The organism is Bacillus sp. K2I17, assembly GCF_002209985.1.
GTDB classification, from domain to species: domain Bacteria; phylum Bacillota; class Bacilli; order Bacillales; family Bacillaceae_G; genus Bacillus_A; species Bacillus_A wiedmannii.
In genome coordinates, this window is the sequence record NZ_NJGF01000009.1 from 17,019 (window position 1) to 36,445 (window position 19,427).

Genomic DNA, 19,427 nt, shown 5'->3' on the forward strand with positions numbered 1-19,427 from the left:
CGACTTCTTTTATGCTTTCTCTATTTCAAACTGCACTGTAATACCACTAGGATCTACTACTGTAAATCCGTTTGTACTTTCGTTTACTTTATGTTGTTTTTCTATTAATCTTTCTTTCACTTCATCTAACGCTTCTTTATGTGGTAATACAATTGTATACACTTTAAGTCCAGTTGCATGTGCGGATGGGTGTGGATTATTTACTCCGTTCCACGTATTTGCACCGATATGGTGATGATATCCTCCTGCAGAAATGAATAAGCAGTCATCTTCACGCTGTTGTACTTCAAATCCTACTGTCTCTACATAAAACTCATGTGACTTCTCTACATCTGCTATTCGTAAATGTACGTGCCCAACGACAGTATTAGCAGGCAACCCATCAACCTCATAATCAACGAGTGTTGCCAGTTCTTTTAAATCAAGCGGCGTACTGCCTCCTGGTCCTTCTCCCCATTGTTCGCGCGGACGGTCTGCATAAATTTCTATACCATTCCCCTCTAAATCTTGTAAATAAAACGCTTCGCTATACGTATGATCACTTGCACTATTAAACCTTGAGATCGGTAAAATTTCATTTGAATATGTATAACGTCCTTCTTGCTCAGCCGGACTATCAATTACATTCTTATTACGAATCACACCAAATAATGCCGAAGCAAAAGCCTCACGAGTCGGAACTAAAAAGGCTACATGATATATACCAGTCGTACGCGGTTCTTGCAGTACCCCGTCCTCTAATTTTTCAAGAACAAGTAACGTGTTCTTTCCACCTTTTCCTGATAAATATGCTTTATTCTCCTCTTGCTTAATTACTTCTAAGCCTACTACATTCTCATAAAATGCAATTTGGCGCTCTAAATCTTGCACTTTAAATTCAACATGACCAATACATGTTTTCGGATGAATTTGTACCATGAATTACTCCATCTCCTTATCCCGATATTTTCCTATTTCATATAACCGTTACTATGAAGGATACAACTAAAATCATCCTATGTAAATAAGAAAAGTCAGAATTTACACGCATTTTTTATTTTCATAATAAAAAAGTCACCTCTTCTAACTTTCAGAAAAGGTGACTTTACAAAAACAGTATGCTGTAACTCTTATTTCATTTTATGTACTTCGGCAACTAACTTTCCACCCTGAATGCCCATATAAAGTTTCACAGGTGCATCATTCGTGTTTTCAAACACTAAGTCTAAGTATGGATATGCAATTGTAGCATCTCTTCCTTGTGGAACATAACCTACCGTTTTAGAATGTGTCGTTCTCTCTACCATTTTCAAACCAGCTTGATCTGCTGCATTGTATAATGTTGATGATGTTTGACAAACACCACCGCCGTATCCATCTACTAATTTACCATCTACAATTTCTTTTCCTAGTTGATATCCTTTATCTGGCGTTGTATCACCAATTAATGCATTGAAAGAGAAACTGTCTCCTTTTGCTAATACAACTCCATTTATGCTCGCTGCTGACAAGCGAATATTCTCAATACGGCCACCTGCTGAGCCACCTAAATTCGTTTCATATCTACCAATTACCGTACCACTTCCTTGCGCATCACTTAATGTTGCGATAGGCTTTTTCTCAACAATAGGTAATTGATATGAAGAATCCCACATGCCAACGTTTAATAATTTATCTACTAATTCTTTTTCCATTAATTCATAAGAAGGTTTTCCTTCTTGCCAACTTCCATCAGGTGCTACACGTGAAGGGACCATCTTTTTGTCAACGCTTTTTCCAACCTCGCTAGCAACCTTCGTTACCGATTTTTTAAATTTTGCTTCGTCTTCAAAATAACCTAGACTCGATAAATCTAGCTTTTTCACTTCCGTACCAGTACGACCATCTACTAAACTAATAGAATCCTGTACCTCTGCTTTAGCCTCTACCGTGTGGCCACCAATATCACTTACTAATGCAACATCACTTACTTTTGCACCACAACCACTCACTATAGCTACACATAACACCCCAACTAATATACCCTTTACTTTACGGAACAATATACTCTCCCCTTTTTCCCAATATTACTTTTATGTATTATTTCATTTTTATGTATGTTTTGTTACAATCATTTTACAATATATTTATAAAATGTTACAAGTTATTTTTTACTCTATATAAATTACTCTTTTCTTTTCTAAATGTCTATACATATTTATATAAAAGTTGGAGTCCGATAGAATTGTAACCTTTATGTAACCTCACCTTTTTATCCAGTATATACCATAAAACAAAAGAAATACAAATGTAAAACTCCATATTCTTATTTATAAAGGAACACCTTGTGAACATAAATAGGTATTTGCCGTGCCACACTCCGCTTTTACACATACATTATGGTGAATTAACCTATTTTAAAGAAATGGAGGATGTTTTTATGTACCCCTACAATCCATACGATCCATATAACCAAAATGGTTATCAACCTCAATATGATTTACAAGCACAATACCAACAATATATAGATCCAGCAGAACAAGTTAATCCATATGATCAAAATCGACAATTCCAACTTCCAATCTCTTTTCCTGGTACTGGAAACCGTCAACTAGAAAGACGAGTAAATGAACTTGAGCAAAGAGTACGTCAATTAGAAAACACGGTTGAGCGTCATACACGTAGATTAAACCGCTTAAACCAGCGTTTACGTACAATAGAAAACAGACTAAACATTCCATTTTCAGCATTAGAAGACGGATTTTAATTTCGAAAGTAAAAAATATATAAAGGAAGGGGCTCCCCCTTCCTTATATAAATTGACGAAAGTTTTCTCCATCTCTATACTGATAAGAGTTAATGAAATGAAACAAGGTGATAAATATGGATTTTGAAATAAATTATCTTTCCTTTTATGTTGTACAAGTAGAAGGAAAAGGTGAAGCTGTTGATAAACGCTACAAACATTTTCAAACGTTAGACGCTGAAGAGTATGAAGATAGCTCCTTAAAAGAATTTTTGAATGGTGAATTATTAAAAATTTCAAAGCGAAAAGTAGAACGTCATGCGAAAACAGAACAAGCTCCGACAAAGATCGGTCGCTTCATTGTAGAAGAAGGGCACGAACTTGATTCAAACCCTCATTACAACCTCTTTAATCGCATTCGCTTTGCGGAAACAAAAGAAAACTTCAAAGATATGAGTGAACCTCTCGTTTATACATATCTGGACACAAGCGCTGTACGCGGTGGTGTATTTTTAATTGCGCAAGCAAAACTACGCAAATACTTTGATGATCCATTCGTTTTCGTTATGAAATGTGACTTCGAACCGAAAGTCGCTTCTATTTCAGATGAATCCACACTGATTCGTAACGTTGAAATGGCCATCACAACAAAAAACATGAAATCTATCCAATATCCGTACATGCCTGAAGAAGGTATGGTCGAAGTAGGCGAACTAAAAATTCACCAAGCATCTCACGCCCGTTATTTTGAGGACTTCTTAAAATTCGTCGAGTACGAACGCTCTATGCCTGAAATTATGAAAACACAAGTAATGGACATGGTATACGACCAAATTGAAGATGTATTTGAAGAAGGTACGGAAGAACGCGAACAATTCGACCAAGCAATGGAAGTATGGGCTGCCAGTCCGAAACGCGAAATTATGGAACAATTTTCAACCGAAGAAGTAATGGAAGCTACCGCTCAAATCGTCGAGCACGCTCCTGAAGTGGAATTAAAGCTAAAAGCAGACCACATCTCCGTAAAGGCCCTGCTTGCTGATTTCGGGGATCAAATACATATCGCAAAGGTAAATGACCGATACGTATTAATGATTGAAGCTGATACACTTACGTTTGAGAAAGGCTTCTCTCCGATTGAATTTCTGAAGCCAGATGAATTGCAAGATGTGATTGAGCGGATTGAGAATAAGCAACAGTATTCTTACGATCCGAACGGGATTGAATAAAGTGAAACTTTAATCAGTGGGGGTTTTGTTCATCCCCACTGATTATCAGCCCTCACCAATCGGGCTTTTACGGGCAGTTGATCCCCCACCTAACTTCGTTGCTTCAGCTGAATTTTAAGGTGGGGGGTCTTACTGCCCGTTAATGCGGGATAAATCCTTCCATATAACTATTTTTACTGAGCGCTGTTAACAAACGCTCTTTTATTTGGGACATAGTTGACAGTTATATAAAAAAACCGATTCTTCTAAGAATCGGTTTTTCTGCTTTAAAACAAAATATGCTTATTTTTAATCCAAGATAACAATTGTTGCAGAATCCAGTAGATTCCTTCCTTGTTGTACAAGTGTATTTCCATTAGAGTAGTCACTATGTATATTGGTAAAATGAAAATTTCACTTCACTACCTCAAATTTATTGTACTCGTAAAAAGATAATTGAAAACGATATTCTGGATGCTCTCTCACCCAATCGTAAGCTTCTTCTAAAATATCCATTTTGTTTTGTAAGTCATTAAGTTCACTACATTCGTCCCTTTTCTGTTTGCACAGAGGGCAGAATCCATTCACTATTTCGGCACTCTTCGCCCTAATAGTTTTACATTCTAAGTCAACTACTAGACGAAGAAGAAGAGAATGCTCTTCTTTTGTAGTCACGGTCATTTCAGCAATCCCATCCTCATTCCAAAAGACTCCGTTTAATTCCATCTTTACGGCGACGTCTTTAATATCCAAGTCTATCACCATCACACCTCCCTTGTATAAAACTCATATTTTACTCTTCGATTTTAACCTTTAATACACCATGATTTAAAGATATATTAAGCGTTTTCCAATTTTTCTTCTTTGCTATGAAAGGAAGTGTAATTACTGCTAATAGCGTGGTAAATATTATCCCAAAAACTAAAACTGTTACAATGTTAAAGATTGCTTCCATTTAACTCTACCCTCTTTCATTTCTATGGGCTCTAATTTTATGAATGTATTTAAAAATTCTTACCACACCTTAATTTTCAAAGCAATTATAATGGCCCAATCACAACAATTCAATTCCTATTTAATATGAATACTTTATTCATCCATCAGTACAATGACGTTAAATTTATGTAGCTAGAAATAGAGGAGAATGTCATTTAACCTCTACATTCTCCTCCATCTCAGCCAAATACCTAATCTGTCTTTCCGCTTTTCTAACCGCCGTACGAAAATGCTTTTTCAAAAGTTCTACTGTAGCTTCACTTATATAATATCTTTCTGTTATACTTTCCCACGTGTCACTATTTTCAAATGCACTCCAAACGAAAGGACGCTCTGTATTTTTTCTCATTTCTTTAAATACCCATTTTCGCATCTTTTTTTTCGCTTTTTCTGTTAGTTTTCCGTTCTCTACAAGTTCAAGCTCACCATGTCTTTTGTACCGTTTACGAATGTCTCTCTCGCTATATACTTTAAGAAGTATATTCGCTGTATTCTCAGCATCCGCTAAAGCTCGGTGCTGCTTCCCTTCCCACGTTAAACCGAGCTGTTCTACTGCAAATTGTAAACCTGGTGTATGCTCAAATAACTCTTCATACGCTTGGAAAACAAACTTCTGCAAATCAAATTTGCTCTCTTTTTCCATACATGGGCATTCTACACCGTGTAACGTACAATCATGAGATAAAAAACGATAATCTTCTCTTCCCCATGAAACAAATACAGAGTCTTCTCCGATAAATTGAATAAATTTCTCTATAATTTGCGGAAATTTCTCCACACCAATTAAATCTTCCTTTGTAATTCCCGTTAATTTTGTCGTATGACGAGTGAGTCGTGCACTCGGCTTTACTAACTCCGAAAATTCTCCAATTACCTTCATTGTACTTGCTTCTATTTTTACAGCTCCGATATCAACTATCTCTGACGGATCTTCTGATTTATACGGCCTGAAATTTCTCTCTATATCGAACACAATAAAATGTGTAGCGTTTTCCAATTTATTTACCTCTTTCTAAATTCCTTTTCACACACATACTCTATTTTCAGTATTTATTTATTCATTCATACACTTTATGCATGAAATACTTCGTCTAATAAACGAAAATTTAATCTCATTATTATATGTACATAGGAGGTTATTCAATAAAAATGCAAAAAAAAGAAGGGCAAGCCCTTCTTTTTTCCGTAATTACTTCTTGTTAACGTTTGTAGCTTGAGGTCCACGGTTACCTTGTTCTACTTCGAAAGTAACTTCTTGACCTTCTTCTAAAGATTTGAAGCCGTCGCCTTGGATAGCTGAGAAATGAACGAATACGTCTTCTCCGCCTTCAACTTCGATGAAACCGAAACCTTTTTCTGCGTTAAACCATTTTACTTTACCGTTTTGCATTTAAAAAATCCTCCTACAATGTACCTATATGTACATATTCATTTTCAACCACTTTACAATAATACTTCAAACATTAAAAAACTGCAACCCCAGAGGAGATTTAACATTGCTATCCTCCTCGGAAGTTACAGCTCATTTAAATCTCTATATTATTAAAAGTAAAATGGTTTAAAGTAACTATATCATATCAATATAATAAAAGTAAAGTTTTTTTGCTATATAATTTTTTTCTTCCACTGCATCGCTTTTGATTCACCTGATCCAGCTACAACATAACCCTCTTTTTGGTTAACGATGCGCCAGCCATGCCCTTTAACTGAGTCACATACTGTAACAAGTCCTTCTTCTAAAAGTACACGACAAACCGTACTAATCCCCGCCTTATTTTGCGTTGACGTTGTATATAGCACATGTTGATCTACACTCAAGGCTAAATAGCTACTTGCTTTCTGCTCACTTTGACATGTGTGCCAATATGTTTTTTCACTCTCAATACTTTCATCTATTTTACAAAAAGAAATATTCCCACTAATCCCCTTGCACGATCCACTCGCTGCTACTATATAAGAATTGTGTACAGTCAACGCTGAGATCATCTGATTCATCACGATTTTAATCCTCTTTAATTTACGTGTCTCCAAATTAAAGAGCCAAACACCACCATATTTAGCATGTATTTTCGTACCGATAAATAAGTAATGTTTATATAAAAATAACGATCGAATAGATGGTGCCCCGCCACCATACTCAAGAAATGGATGAATGGTTTCCCATGTCGAACCAAAATCATTAGAACGATACAACGTTTTATCTCCATGAGCAATGACTGTTCCTTGTACATTACTACACACATTCCAACTCGTTGCTTTTGTTGGAAAACGCTGAACCGTCCAGTTCTCTCCACCATTCATACTACGAATAAAAATCCCTTCGTCACCTACACCATACACTACATTATCTTCGCTATGTAAATCCCTAATTCGTTTTTGAAAACCTTTTAATATTTGTTTCCATTCTCCGTCTCGTTCAATAAATAAGCCATTATATGTAGTAGCTAACATAAGTTTTCCATCTCTTAACTTTGTAATAGCGGTCGCACTTAACATTGTCTCCACGTTGACACTCCCATTCTTAGAACTTCTCAGCAAATGCAATTGCAAAATTACTGCATTTTTCAACATCCTCTTCATCTTCTGGAGCTAGTTCGATTTTCAATCCTTCTTGTACAAGCTCTGCACCGCGTTCTACAAGTCTTTCTTCAAATATCGTTACCGCTTCACAAAATAGTTCATACGCCGTATCACCTGATCCGAATACCGCTACTTTCTTTCCTGATAAATCTATATTTTCTAAGTCCTCATGGAAATCTTCCGCCTCAAACGGTAATTCACCATCGCCCCACGTATAAGATCCTAAAATGATTCCATCATAGGCTAATAATTCTTCAGCATCCATGCCTTCCATTTCTTGCAATACTACTTCATGATCAAAAGCATCTAAACTAACTTTTATTAAATCAGCAATACTCTCTGTATTTCCTGACATACTTGCATAAGCTATTAAAATTTTTGCCACTTCGGCATCCCCCTCTTACAATAAATGATTCTCATTCTCATTATATTAATAATGAGAATCAATTTCAATTATATTTTTCATTTTTATTTATTCCATACAAAAAAGCACAGATGACTATACAATCACCTGTGCTTTTTTATTACTTTTTAAAAATACCAAACGGCTTTCCAACTGGTAATACAACTTTACCGAAGTGTGTATTTAACACTGCTGCTGCTGAACCATAGAAAGATAATAATGAAATACATAGTTCAGAATACGCTGCTAAATTATGCATTGCATGTGGCATAACACCTAAAGTACTTAATGAAAGACCAATAAATAAGAAATCAATAAGGACGAAAATCATAAATAATACTTTATGTGTTTCCATTGCACCAATTGTCATAAAGATTGTGAAAATCAAATATCCAATAAAGGCTACACCCAGCTGTTTTGAATCTGCAGCTTGTGCTAATTTTTCGCCAAATACTCCAAGTTGAATTAACCAAGTCATTCCAACACCTAACCAAAATAGGCCGTATGCACCGAATGCTGTTGTACCGAACGTATTGTTATGCTTTGCATCGTGAATGCACGCAAAGATTTGTGCAAATCCTCCTAAAAAGATTGCCCACGGTAATACAAGTGAAACGCCATCTGTTAAGCCTAACTTTTGAGATGATGCTACAAGTGTTACCATCGCTAATCCAAATAGACCAATTCCAGATGGATCTGCTGTTGTCATTTTCACATGATGTGTAGTTGTTTGATTGCTCATATAAACCTCCTGATTATAAACATACTCGAATACAATACTTAAATCAGAAGGCTATGTCAATGGTTTTTTTTGTATGTTGTCAGACCTTACTTTTTATAATGATTACATATACTTCCGACCACTTCATACGGTTTTATATTCACTTTCTCCAACTCGTGTATCGGCAACCATAATGGAATATAACTCCCTCTATCTTTCATTTCGAATTCTTCAGCTTTACCACTTCCGAAAACTCCACCTACAATATGGGCATTAAAATAATACTCCGTTCCCTTATACTCCACCTTTGCAATTAGATGCTCCACTTTTATATGTACCCCTAACTCTTCATAAGCCTCTCGCTTCGTTGCCTCTTCAGGTGTTTCTCCTTCTTCAATTCCTCCTCCCGGAAAAACATAATATATTTCTCCTTCTCGGATACGTTTTATAAGTACGATTTTCCCTTCCTGCACAATGATAGCCGCGCCGCGATTTCTTATCATTTTATTACCTCAATACGAATCGCAACTGTTCCCCACTTTTCTTCTTGTTCTTTCGTATATATTTTGTATGTACTTTCTAGCATTTCCTCTAAACTATCATTTTCACAATCCAATAATTTTTTATCAATTTGTTCGTACATCGCTTTAAAGCTTTCGTATCGTTTTATTTCCGTTACTTTGGCAGTCATCGTTTCCTCTGTCGTAAGGTTCGTAAATACAATATGATTGCCTTGTTTTATAAGTTGACGTTTTGCATCGTATAAACGTACTTCATATACTTTTTTTCCTAATTGAATTGATTGAAAAGGTTTATTATATAATCCCATTTCGTATATCATTCATTCCACTCCTTTTTTATGCATTACGCCTACTACTATTTTTGTGCATTACCAATTCATACAACACAGTTCGACTTATTCCAAGTTGCATATAATGTTCCATATCCATTACTTGCTTTAGAGAGGATGCTAAATTTGTTATGTTATTTTTAAATCAAAAACCTGAATATAATAAATATGATATTGGTGATTATACTTATAGTAAAGTAGGTCCAACCATTTTTTCTTGGAATGATGAAACAAAATTAAAAATAGGTAAGTTTTGTTCATTAGGAGAAGAAGTCGTTTTTATACTTGGCGGTGAACATCGCGCAGACTGGATAACGACATACCCATTTAATGCATTTTTTAATGAAGGAGCACATATTACTGGTCATCCTTCTTCAAAAGGTGACATCGTAGTCGGCAACGATGTATGGATTGGTTATCAATCCTGCATTTTATCTGGTGTTACAATTGGTAACGGAGCCATTATTGGGGCAAAGAGTGTTGTTACAAAAGACGTACCTCCATATGCAATTGTAGCTGGTAATCCTGCAAAATTTGTTCGATATCGTTTCCCGCAAGAAACGATTGACAAGCTAGAAAATCTCGCATGGTGGGATTGGGATATTTCTGTTATAAAAGGAGCCATTCCATTTCTACTTTCCAACAAAATCAACGAGTTTTTTACCTCACCCGAAAATGAATCTATGTGATTAATACAAAAAGAGCATCCTATTCTTTCAGGATGCTCTTTTTTGTTTTATTTTTTATGTTCGTGCAAATGATTACACGGAGAACATTGAAATGGAATTTTATCTAAGCAATTAAAGTTTGTTTCACAAATTTGTTCGATCGTTGGGACGAACGGTATGACCACAATATTACTTTCTATTATTTGTGTAACAGGCGGTAACACTGTACCTACTTGATGTTCGAAGCGAATACTCGCTTGATTTATATAATTTCCTGAACCACTTGGCGCGCTCTGAACTACTACTTGGAACGAGACTGTGCGTGCTTCACCTGGATTTAAACTTCCTATAAGAAATCCTGATATTGGGTTTACATTTGGCACTGGCGTATTATCAACCGTTACACTTCCAAGGACAAATTGAACACTACTATCTAACATATCTTGAAAACGAATATTTTGTATCGCTGTATCTCCCGTATTTGTAATAACTGTCGTAAACGTAATAACATCTCCTATTGTTGCTGTTTGATGGTCTGCCACTTTTACAACAGTCGTTGAGACATTTTGAGGAATAAACGGGATAACAACTGTATTGCTATCGCCTTCAACTACTACAGGCGGTTCATTTGGATTCACAATTGCAAGCCCACTCGCCGTAGCTGTATTTGTAACTAAGTTATTTATTTGCCCTCCTGTTATTACAACTTGGAAATTAATAATTGCTGCATCATTTGGCTGAAAATCACCTAACGGAATACCTGTATTCGGGTTGGCAAATGGAAAAGGTACATCATTTACCGTTACCGAGCCATTTATAAATAACGTATTCGGATCAATGATATCTGTTAAAACAATATTCGTCACAGGAACTGTACTATCATTTATAACAGCAATTCCGTAAGTGACAACATCTCCTACCATCGCTACTTCAAAATCCGCTCCTTTTGCAACAAATAAGATTGCCGTATTTACCGTCACTATAACTGTATTGCTCGTATCCATCACTGTAACTGGCGGTTCTCCTGGTACTAAAATATATTCTGCTAACGCCCCAGCAAGGTTCACTACTGTACCACCATCTGGAAAACTTGTAATCGTAGCTTCATATGTTACAAGTGCCGTCTCACCCACTGGGATGTCTGGTATCGTAAATCCAGCCTGTGGATTTAACCCTGGTTGCGGAACTCCATTTATCGTTACACTATTTGGAACAAACTCAGCTTCCTGAGATAACACGTCTATAAATTGAACATTCATCGCATCAGCCGTACCAGTATTTAATATACGAACAGTATACGTTACCGTTTCTCCCACTCCAACAGTCGGATGATCTACTTCTTTCAGCATATCTAAACTACCTCGATTTACTGGTGTGACTGTCGTATTACTTGAGTTCGTAATTGTAAACGGTGGCTCTCCTGGAATCAATTCGAAATCACCAGTTACTCTCGCTGTATTCATAATGCTACTAGAAGGCGGAATTGCGATTACATTTACTTCAAATGTAATTAATATACTGTCCCCTACTGCAAGATCTGGTAATGAAAAGCCTACAAATGGATCTAAACCTACTTGCGAAATTCCATTTATTTGTACACTTCCAGGAATGAATTCTAAACTAGGTGACGGAACATCGATAAACTGAACATTCGTCGCTAATACCGTTCCCGTATTTGTAACTTGCACACTATAAGTTAACGTATCCCCTAATCGTGTTGCTTGCTTATTTACGGTTTTTATAACATTAAATCTCCCTCTATTTACCCTTGTTATTGTCGTATTACTCGGTTCAGTTACTACAACCGGCGGCTCTCCTGGTACTAAAGTAAAGCTTCCTGTTATATTTGCAACGTTCGTAATGGTTCCTGATGACGGGATGTTTGTAACTGTCGCTTGAAACGTCACGATAACTGTTTCTCCAACTGGTATATCTCCAACTCCAAAGCCAGTAATCGGATTTAAGTTTGGTTGCGGGGCTCCATTTATCGTTACACTACTTGGTACAAATGACGCTCCTGCTGAAATCGTATCAATAAACTGAACATCATTAGCTGTTACTGTTCCTGTATTCGTTATTTGAACTGTATACGTTAATACATCTCCAACGAGAGTAGCAGCCCTATTTACTTGTTTAATAACATTAAATCGTCCTCTATTTACAGTTGTAAGTGTTGTATTGCTCGGTTGGTTTACTACAACTGGTGGTTCTCCTGGTACTAATATAAAGCTTCCCGTAATATTTGCAGTATTAGCAATTGTTCCGTTTGATGGAACACTGACAACTGTTACTTGGAACGTAACTTCTACACTTTCACCTGGGCTTATATCTGGAAGCGGGAATCCATTATTAGGATTGAATCCAGGTTGTAGCACACCATCTATCGTTACACTATCTGGTATAAATGTGATCGAGGACGGTAATACATCACTATATTGAACATTTGTCGCTACCACTGTACCTGTATTTTGAACTATTGTTGTATATGTGATTGTATCACCTACTGCAACAACCGGCTGACTTACTGATTTTAAAACATTTAAACCTGGTTCATTAATTTCTGTTAATGTCGTATTACTTGTTGTTGTTTCTGTAATAGGCGGCTCTGTTTCACTTACAGCAAATGTAGCTGTAACGTCTACAAAGTTAACAATCGTTCCCCCCTCAGGTATGCTCGTAACCACTTCCTGATATGTGACAAGTACAAAATCATCTACAGGGATATCTGGAACTGTAAAGCCAATGAAAGGATCTAATCCTGGTGCCGGCACCCCATTTATGCTCACACTTCCCGGTACAAATGCTACACCGGCGGAAGTTGTATCTATAAATTTAACATTCGTTGCTGCCACTGTACCGAAATTAAAGATTAATACATCATACGTTAATATTTCTCCAACCGTCGCTACCTCTTTATCGACTAGTTTTAATGGAAATATAGACGCTATATTAATTGTCGTAACGACTAAATTCGTTAATATCGTTTCCGTAATTGGTGGTTCCTGCGGATTTGGTTGTGAAGTAAATGTAACATCTGCATCATTTAATATGACTTCATTATCTGGAATCTCCGTAATCGTCACTTGGAACGTCACAGCAATATTTGCACCTGCATTTAATAACGGACTAACTGGAAATCCTGTTTCTGGATTTAAGCCAAGTTGCTGCGCCCCACCTATCGTTACACTATTTTCAACAAACGTCGTCCCTTCTGGAATGACATCTTGGAAGAGTACATCTGTAACAGGGATAATTCCTACATTTGTTATTAGCACTGTATACGTTAATACATCTCCAACAGCTCCTGAAGCAACGTCAACTGTTTTTACCGCTGTTACTTCACCAGGAGGAGGTAACGGTATCGTAACTACTGTCGTATTACTTGAATTGGTTGTTGTTACAGGGGGCTGTAAAGGATTTAATAAAAAAGTGGCTGTTGCAGATGCCGTGTTTAGTACAGCTCCGCGCGTGGATGGCGCAACTACTGTTACTTGGAACGTTACAGTCAATGATGTTCCAGCAGCGATATTAGGAAGCGTAAAACCTATATTTGGATCAAATCCAGGTTGAGATGTTCCATTTATCGTTACGCTATTTGCTACAAATGTTGTTTCTGGAGCAATTGGATCAATGAAGGAAACATTCGTTGCTGTTACTGTGCCGTTATTTCGAATGACTACAGAATACGTGTAAGTCTCTCCAAGTGCAGCTTGTTGTACAGATGAAGATTTTTGTATATTTAATCGAGCAGTGTTTACTTGCGTCACAACGAAATTACTATTCGTAACAGTCGTTATTGGAGGGTTTGCTGGATTTATAAGAAAACTTGCAGTAACGTTCGATTGGTTTCTTATATTTCCACCGCTCGGAACACTCGTCACTGTAACTTGAAACGTAATCGTAGATGTTTGCCCGACCGGAATATTTGGTACTGGGAAACCTACCATAGGATTCGCGCCTTGCTGAACAACTCCATTTATCGTCACACTATTTGCTACAAACGCAGTACCAGACGGAATTGGATCTTGAAAAATAATATTCGTTGCAGGAACAGTTCCTGTATTTTGAATGCGAATCGTATACGTTAACGTATCTCCTACTCCTGCTTGTGGTGTATTTACACTCTTCATTACATTAAGTGATCCTACATTCACTCGCGTCACAACAATGTTACTAATCGTTACAATTGTAACTGGTGGCTGGAGAGGACTTACTTGGAAATCAGCAGTTACATTCGCATTATTCGGAAGAACTCTATTTGGTGGTACACTCGTAATCGTCACTTGAAAAGTAACTGTTACCATCCCTCCTACCGGAATGTTAGCAAGTGGAAATCCAATTGTTGGGCTTAAACCTGGCTGAGGCGTTCCATTTATCGTTACACTATTTGCTACAAACGTTGTTCCAGATGGAATTGGATCAACGAATGATACATTTGTCGCTGCTACTGTTCCACTATTTTGTATACGAACTGTATACGTTAACGTATCTCCTACACCTGCTTCAGCAGCGCTTACACTTTTTATTACATTTAACCCTGAAGAATTCACCACTGTCATAACAGTATTACTTGGTACTGTTACAGTTATCGGTGGCTCTGTTGGATTTACAAGAAAATCTCCAGTTACATTCGCATTATTTACGACATTATTTCCTTGGGGAATTTCATCAATTAATACTTCAAACCCAACAATTACACTCGCACCAGTAGGCAAATCATTTAATGGGAATCCAAGTTCTGGATCTGCCCCTTCTTGTAAAACCCCATTAACAACTACACTGTTTTCAATAAATAATGTCCCTTGTGGAATTGAATCTTGAAAAAACACATTTGTAGCTGTTACACTACCTGCATTTATGATTTCAATTGTATATACTAAAACATCCCCTACCGTTGCAACATTCGTATTCACTGATTTCACAACTTCAAAGTTCCCTGATTGTACTGTTGTATTCACAACATTACTCGGAACATTGATTGTTACTGGTGGTTCACTCGGATTCACTTGAAAACTCGCTGTTACATTTGCTTGATTTAAAATATCTTCATTTTCTGGATCCTGTACAATTAATACGTCAAATGTGACTACAACTGTTTGAGCCGCAGGAATATTCGGAAGAGAGAATCCTGTATTCGGATTCAATCCACCTTGCGATACTCCATTAACGGTTACAGAATTTGCAACGAATGAAACAGCGGAAGGAATAGGGTCTTGGAAAAATACATTTGTTAACGGAACGTTTCCTGTATTTTGAACGGCAATCTTGTACGTTAAAGTATCCCCTACTGCCGCTTGCGTTGTATTCACTTCTTTTATTACATTTAAACCGCCTGTATTAACTTGTGTCACAACTGTATTCGTTTGTCTATTAATCGTCACTGGTGGTTGATTCGGAATAACGACGAAATTAGCAGATACATTTCCACGATTCGCAATCGTACCTCCTGATGGCGTAGATGTCACTCGGACTTGAAAACGCACTGTCCTACTTCCACCTGGAGAAATATTTGCTACCGCAAACCCAGTCGAAGGATTTGCTCCTGGTTGTGAAACCCCATCTACAGTCACACTATTTGCGATAAAAGTTGTTCCAATTGGAATTGGATCTTGAAAAATAACATTTGTCGCAAGTACATTTCCGGCATTCTCAATTGTAATAGTGTACGTAAGAACGTCATTCACTGTCGCAAAAGCTCTATCAACTGCTTTTCTCGTTCTTATATCAGCTACATTAATTGTAGTAAATACAGTGTTACTTGTCGCCTGTCCTGAAATTGGTTGTTGACCAGGTACTGGAGTAAAGTTAAATGTTACACTCGCACGATTTGGAATTGGATTTACAAGCGGATTAGATGTTACTCGAACTTGAAAACGCACTACCGTCGTTTGTGAAGCATTAATACTTCCTAGATTAATACTACTTGCTGGATTTGCTCCTGGACGTGCTACCCCATTTACCGTGACACTATTTGGAACAAATGTTGTGCCACCAGGGATACTATCAACAAAAACAACATTATTTGCAGTGACATTTCCATTATTCGTCACATTAACTGTGTATGTTAATACATCATTAAGGGTTGCTGTCTGTAAATCTACAGATTTTTGCATACTTATAGTTGCTTGATTCACTGTCGTTTGTACTGAATTTGAAGAAGACATACTTGTAATTGGTGGACTACCGACGAAAGGACGGAATTGATATGACACCATTGCGCGATTCGGAATAGGATTTGGGTTCGGAAACGATGTTATTCGCACTTGAAATGTAACAACTCTTTGCGCGTTAGTTGGGATTGTGCCTAAATTAATTCCATTAGCAGGGTTCGCATTCGGCTGTGTTACTCCACCTACCGTTACACTACCTGTAACAAACGTCGTTCCGTTCGGAATACTATCTTGTAATATAACATTTTCTGCACTTCCCGTACCTGTATTAGGAACTGTAATTGTGTAGGTAAGAATATCTCCAACTCCTGCAACTGTTCTATTGACCGATTTAACAGGATTAATAATTGGCCCCGTTGCATCAATTTGAACCCCAAAACCAGCTGCAGCATATCCATCTCCATTAGTAACGAATCGAACCGTTGCTGACGTTTGATTATTTACTAATGATGCAGAGGCATTTACATTTGTAATATCCCACCCTTGTCTTCGGACGGCTAAAGCTATCCCTAAAGGCTGATTCAAATCTCCAAACGTTCCAGTTGTATCTAACTCTCCAATATCGTTACAAATTTGTGACTGAAAAAAATTATTTGCGGGGTTTCTCGGGCCGGATAATGCAACTGTAGTATTTGCATTCGGTCCAAAACGAAGTTGATCTCCAACAATGTTAGAATCACCTTCTTGAGCAGTTACGAGCACCCGTCCTGTTACAGCTCCTGTGGCTGGAGTAGCAAATCCTGAAATAGTAGCATCCACTGGTGGTGATGAAGCATCGATAATTTCTTGACCTGCATAAACTGATAAATTCCGAAGTGGCAAACCAGCATTTTGATACACAACCTCAAGCGTCCACCCAGCCGAACGACTAATAGTTGGATCAGATGAAGTTCTTGCAGCTGGCACAGCCCCGGTTGTATATGTGCCTGCCCCACCCGCACTAACAAGATTCGTTACATTGGCAGAGCGCGCATAATAAAACTGATTCCCTACTGAACCTTGCTGCGCAGTAGCAGGATCTGGCGTAACAGAAAAAGTCCCAGCCGGTGTTGTAAATGTAATATTATCATTTAAAAACGGTAAAACATCTTCCGTATCAGTCCGGAAAGTACCAGCCCAAACTAATTCTGCATATAACACACTACTTCCCGCTGGAAGATTTAAAATTGCACTTGAAGAATTCAATTGCCATTCATCTGTTGTCCCTACCGGGAATCCTGGTACTTGTAGCGCTGTATTTACTGTCGTAAACACAGCAAGTGTACCAAAAATATTACCTGGTGCAGGTGATGTAGGGCTAAGCCCTAACGTATTCCCAGTGAACGTGACGGCACCAGGTACTGTTGTTGTAAAACGATTTATAAAAGGCACACAATCATCTCATTTCAATTATAGTAAAAAGTGCTCTATACTATAAAATGTAGACAAACTATGCAATGTACTTTGTCCAACAAAATTCCGCACATACGAGAGGAGCTTACTACACTATGCGCTATGTTATCGTAACGGGAACTTCACAAGGTTTAGGTGAGGCAATTGCCGCACAATTGTTAGAAGAAAACACGAGTATCATCTCTATTTCTAGAAGAGAAAATAAAGAGCTTACGAAACTTGCACAGCAATATAACAGCAATTGTGTTTTCCACTCCTTAGATCTTCAAGATGTACATAATTTAGAAACGAACTTTAACGAAATCATTTCATCCATTCAAGAAGACACTGTATCATCTATTCATTTAATTAATAACGCTGGTACACTCGCACCAATGAGACCAATAGAAAAAGCTGAAAGCGAACTACTCATTACGAATGTTCAAATTAATTTACTTGCACCGATGATCCTTACCTCCACTTTCATGAAACATACGAAAGACTGGAAAGTAGATAAACGTGTTATAAACATTTCATCTGGTGCAGGGAAAAATCCTTATTTCGGATGGGGCGCTTATTGCACGACGAAAGCTGGTGTAAATATGTTTACACAGTGCGTAGCAACCGAAGAAGCAGAAAAAGAATATCCAGTAAAAATCGTCTCTTTTGCACCTGGTGTTGTTGACACAAGTATGCAAGCACAAATTCGTGAAACAAATAAAGAAGATTTCATAAATTTAGACCGCTTCATCGCACTAAAAGAAGAAGGAAAACTACTGTCACCTGAATACGTTGCGAAAGCAATTCGTAGCTTACTAGAAACTGAGAATTTCCCGCAAGGTGAAGTCATTCGAATTGATGAATAACAAAAAGGCACGCTCTAATAGCGTGCCTTTTCATTTTATTTCTCTAAAAATATAAGTACAGACTCCGCAATTTGTTCATAACCAATTTCTTGATAAATTTTATTAGACGTAGGATTCGCTAGATCAGTATATAACGTAGTCGTCTTATACCCTTCATCTAACATACGTTGACTAAGTGCAGCGACACAACGAGATGCGTACCCTTTTTTCCGCGCTTCTTTCGGTGTATATACGAAATTAACTGTTATATTGTTTGTAGTCGGTCTCGTTTTTGCAGCTACAGAAACAAGCTTCCCATCTACATCTAAACCAAATAGACGACGGTTCGTAATTAATGTATGAGCGGTTTGTTTCGCTTCTTCTTTCGTAGTAGGAAGCCTTACATCTTCGCAAAATTGATAAATCCACTGTTCTATTAATGGTAGCTCATCACTACCTATTTCTCGAAAAGCCCCATCCTCGGTCCACTTCTTCTTAACTTGTTGTAATGCATACACACCTTGTTCCATTACAACATTCGTTTTCTTATTTTCTAACACGGCAATCTCTTCCGCTAATCTCTGTACAGTTTTCTTATTACCGATCAATCCAGGAACATTTGGATATACTTCTGCTAATCTTTTTGCAAGTTCCACAATTTCCTCTTCCATCATTTCAGACGTAGCAACAATGATTTGTTTCTTCTCTTCTGTTTGAAGAAATACAACTTTAATTTCTTCTCTTTGTTTTGCTACTCCCATAAATATCGGTTGTTGAACCATTTGTAATACACCTAATATGAGATTATTTTCCTGCTCATTCTTTTCTAAAAATGGTGTAACCTCTTTTTTAAAAGTAAGAATCTCTTCATATACATGTAATTGAATCATCGACAATCTCTTCTCTCTATT

At 37.3% G+C, this 19,427-nt stretch carries 17 protein-coding genes; 4 read left to right on the forward strand and 13 right to left on the reverse strand.

From position 1 onward, the window contains the following. Positions 1 to 9 precede the first annotated feature (9 nt). Complete coding sequence (locus CER22_RS12880) at positions 10 to 918, reverse strand: VOC family protein (protein WP_088608878.1); 909 nt, start codon at positions 916 to 918, stop codon at positions 10 to 12. A gap of 191 nt (positions 919 to 1,109) precedes the next feature. Next, complete coding sequence (locus tag CER22_RS12885; RefSeq protein ID WP_000488977.1) at positions 1,110 to 2,021, reverse strand: VanW family protein; 912 nt, start codon at positions 2,019 to 2,021, stop codon at positions 1,110 to 1,112. A 362-nt stretch (positions 2,022 to 2,383) separates the two neighbouring features. Between CER22_RS12885 and CER22_RS12890 the strand changes: the two genes are divergently transcribed. Together CER22_RS12890 and CER22_RS12895 are read left to right on the forward strand one after the other, a co-directional pair. Continuing rightward, a complete protein-coding gene (locus tag CER22_RS12890) occupies positions 2,384 to 2,725 on the forward strand; it encodes a hypothetical protein (RefSeq protein WP_116480664.1) in 342 nt (113 codons plus the stop codon). Positions 2,726 to 2,841: 116 nt separating this feature from the next. Then, a complete protein-coding gene (locus tag CER22_RS12895) occupies positions 2,842 to 3,933 on the forward strand; it encodes a DUF3900 domain-containing protein (RefSeq protein ID WP_000345047.1) in 1,092 nt (363 codons plus the stop codon). A 393-nt stretch (positions 3,934 to 4,326) separates the two neighbouring features. On the opposite strand, the gene CER22_RS12900 is transcribed toward CER22_RS12895, so the two are convergent. The 9 genes from CER22_RS12900 to CER22_RS12940 form a co-directional block, all read right to left on the reverse strand. After that, a complete protein-coding gene (locus tag CER22_RS12900) occupies positions 4,327 to 4,674 on the reverse strand; it encodes a hypothetical protein (protein WP_142293473.1) in 348 nt (115 codons plus the stop codon). 31 nt (positions 4,675 to 4,705) lie between these two features. Continuing rightward, positions 4,706 to 4,867 (reverse strand): hypothetical protein, encoded by a 162-nt coding sequence (locus CER22_RS33055; protein WP_088064148.1) that lies wholly within the window; start codon positions 4,865 to 4,867, stop codon positions 4,706 to 4,708. A gap of 192 nt (positions 4,868 to 5,059) precedes the next feature. Beyond that, positions 5,060 to 5,905, reverse strand: coding sequence for an exonuclease (locus tag CER22_RS12910; RefSeq protein ID WP_088608880.1), 846 nt, complete (start codon positions 5,903 to 5,905; stop codon positions 5,060 to 5,062). Between the two features lie 192 nt (positions 5,906 to 6,097). After that, positions 6,098 to 6,298 carry a cold shock-like protein CspB gene (gene cspB / locus CER22_RS12915; protein ID WP_001179147.1) on the reverse strand — a complete coding sequence of 67 codons (201 nt, stop codon included), beginning with the start codon at positions 6,296 to 6,298 and terminating at the stop codon, positions 6,098 to 6,100. Between the two features lie 215 nt (positions 6,299 to 6,513). Beyond that, positions 6,514 to 7,413 (reverse strand): WD40/YVTN/BNR-like repeat-containing protein, encoded by a 900-nt coding sequence (locus CER22_RS12920; RefSeq protein ID WP_088064150.1) that lies wholly within the window; start codon positions 7,411 to 7,413, stop codon positions 6,514 to 6,516. A 16-nt stretch (positions 7,414 to 7,429) separates the two neighbouring features. Further along, positions 7,430 to 7,873: a flavodoxin gene (locus CER22_RS12925; protein ID WP_001062763.1), complete on the reverse strand. Its 444-nt coding sequence runs from the start codon at positions 7,871 to 7,873 to the stop codon at positions 7,430 to 7,432. 139 nt (positions 7,874 to 8,012) lie between these two features. Beyond that, a complete protein-coding gene (locus CER22_RS12930; RefSeq protein WP_000070936.1) occupies positions 8,013 to 8,633 on the reverse strand; it encodes an acetate uptake transporter in 621 nt (206 codons plus the stop codon). 86 nt (positions 8,634 to 8,719) lie between these two features. Beyond that, on the reverse strand, positions 8,720 to 9,115 hold the full coding sequence (locus CER22_RS12935; RefSeq protein WP_088064151.1) for an NUDIX hydrolase: 396 nt from the start codon (positions 9,113 to 9,115) through the stop codon (positions 8,720 to 8,722). Beyond that, positions 9,112 to 9,453 (reverse strand): ASCH domain-containing protein, encoded by a 342-nt coding sequence (locus CER22_RS12940; protein WP_088608881.1) that lies wholly within the window; start codon positions 9,451 to 9,453, stop codon positions 9,112 to 9,114. The genes CER22_RS12935 and CER22_RS12940 overlap by 4 nt, the downstream gene beginning before the upstream one ends. 140 nt (positions 9,454 to 9,593) lie before the next feature. On the opposite strand from CER22_RS12940, the gene CER22_RS12945 reads away from it, so the two are divergent. After that, the gene (locus CER22_RS12945; RefSeq protein ID WP_000898179.1) at positions 9,594 to 10,151 is read left to right on the forward strand and encodes a CatB-related O-acetyltransferase; all 558 of its coding nucleotides are present in this window, start codon (positions 9,594 to 9,596) and stop codon (positions 10,149 to 10,151) included. Positions 10,152 to 10,198: 47 nt separating this feature from the next. On the opposite strand, the gene CER22_RS12950 is transcribed toward CER22_RS12945, so the two are convergent. Further along, on the reverse strand, positions 10,199 to 17,671 hold the full coding sequence (locus CER22_RS12950) for a DUF7507 domain-containing protein (protein ID WP_088608882.1): 7,473 nt from the start codon (positions 17,669 to 17,671) through the stop codon (positions 10,199 to 10,201). Positions 17,672 to 17,787: 116 nt separating this feature from the next. Here CER22_RS12950 and CER22_RS12955 point away from each other — a divergent pair, with 116 nt between their 5' ends. Then, on the forward strand, positions 17,788 to 18,537 hold the full coding sequence (locus CER22_RS12955) for a (S)-benzoin forming benzil reductase (RefSeq protein ID WP_088608883.1): 750 nt from the start codon (positions 17,788 to 17,790) through the stop codon (positions 18,535 to 18,537). A gap of 35 nt (positions 18,538 to 18,572) precedes the next feature. Here CER22_RS12955 and CER22_RS12960 read toward each other — a convergent pair whose 3' ends face one another. Continuing rightward, complete coding sequence (locus CER22_RS12960) at positions 18,573 to 19,406, reverse strand: GNAT family N-acetyltransferase (protein WP_088608884.1); 834 nt, start codon at positions 19,404 to 19,406, stop codon at positions 18,573 to 18,575. Positions 19,407 to 19,427: the final 21 nt, after the last annotated feature.

Excerpts from the sequence above, each read along its gene's own strand:
- CER22_RS12880 (WP_088608878.1), bottom strand. The coding sequence starts at position 918 with ATGGTACAAATTCATCCGAAAACATGTATTGGTCATGTTGAATTTAAA.
- CER22_RS12890 (WP_116480664.1), top strand. The coding sequence starts at position 2,384 with ATGGAGGATGTTTTTATGTACCCCTACAATCCATACGATCCATATAAC.
- CER22_RS12895 (WP_000345047.1), top strand. The coding sequence starts at position 2,842 with ATGGATTTTGAAATAAATTATCTTTCCTTTTATGTTGTACAAGTAGAA.
- CER22_RS33055 (WP_088064148.1), bottom strand. The coding sequence starts at position 4,867 with ATGGAAGCAATCTTTAACATTGTAACAGTTTTAGTTTTTGGGATAATA.
- cspB (WP_001179147.1), bottom strand. The coding sequence starts at position 6,298 with ATGCAAAACGGTAAAGTAAAATGGTTTAACGCAGAAAAAGGTTTCGGT.
- CER22_RS12930 (WP_000070936.1), bottom strand. The coding sequence starts at position 8,633 with ATGAGCAATCAAACAACTACACATCATGTGAAAATGACAACAGCAGAT.
- CER22_RS12935 (WP_088064151.1), bottom strand. The coding sequence starts at position 9,115 with ATGATAAGAAATCGCGGCGCGGCTATCATTGTGCAGGAAGGGAAAATC.
- CER22_RS12940 (WP_088608881.1), bottom strand. The coding sequence starts at position 9,453 with ATGATATACGAAATGGGATTATATAATAAACCTTTTCAATCAATTCAA.
- CER22_RS12945 (WP_000898179.1), top strand. The coding sequence starts at position 9,594 with ATGTTATTTTTAAATCAAAAACCTGAATATAATAAATATGATATTGGT.
- CER22_RS12955 (WP_088608883.1), top strand. The coding sequence starts at position 17,788 with ATGCGCTATGTTATCGTAACGGGAACTTCACAAGGTTTAGGTGAGGCA.
- CER22_RS12960 (WP_088608884.1), bottom strand. The coding sequence starts at position 19,406 with ATGATTCAATTACATGTATATGAAGAGATTCTTACTTTTAAAAAAGAG.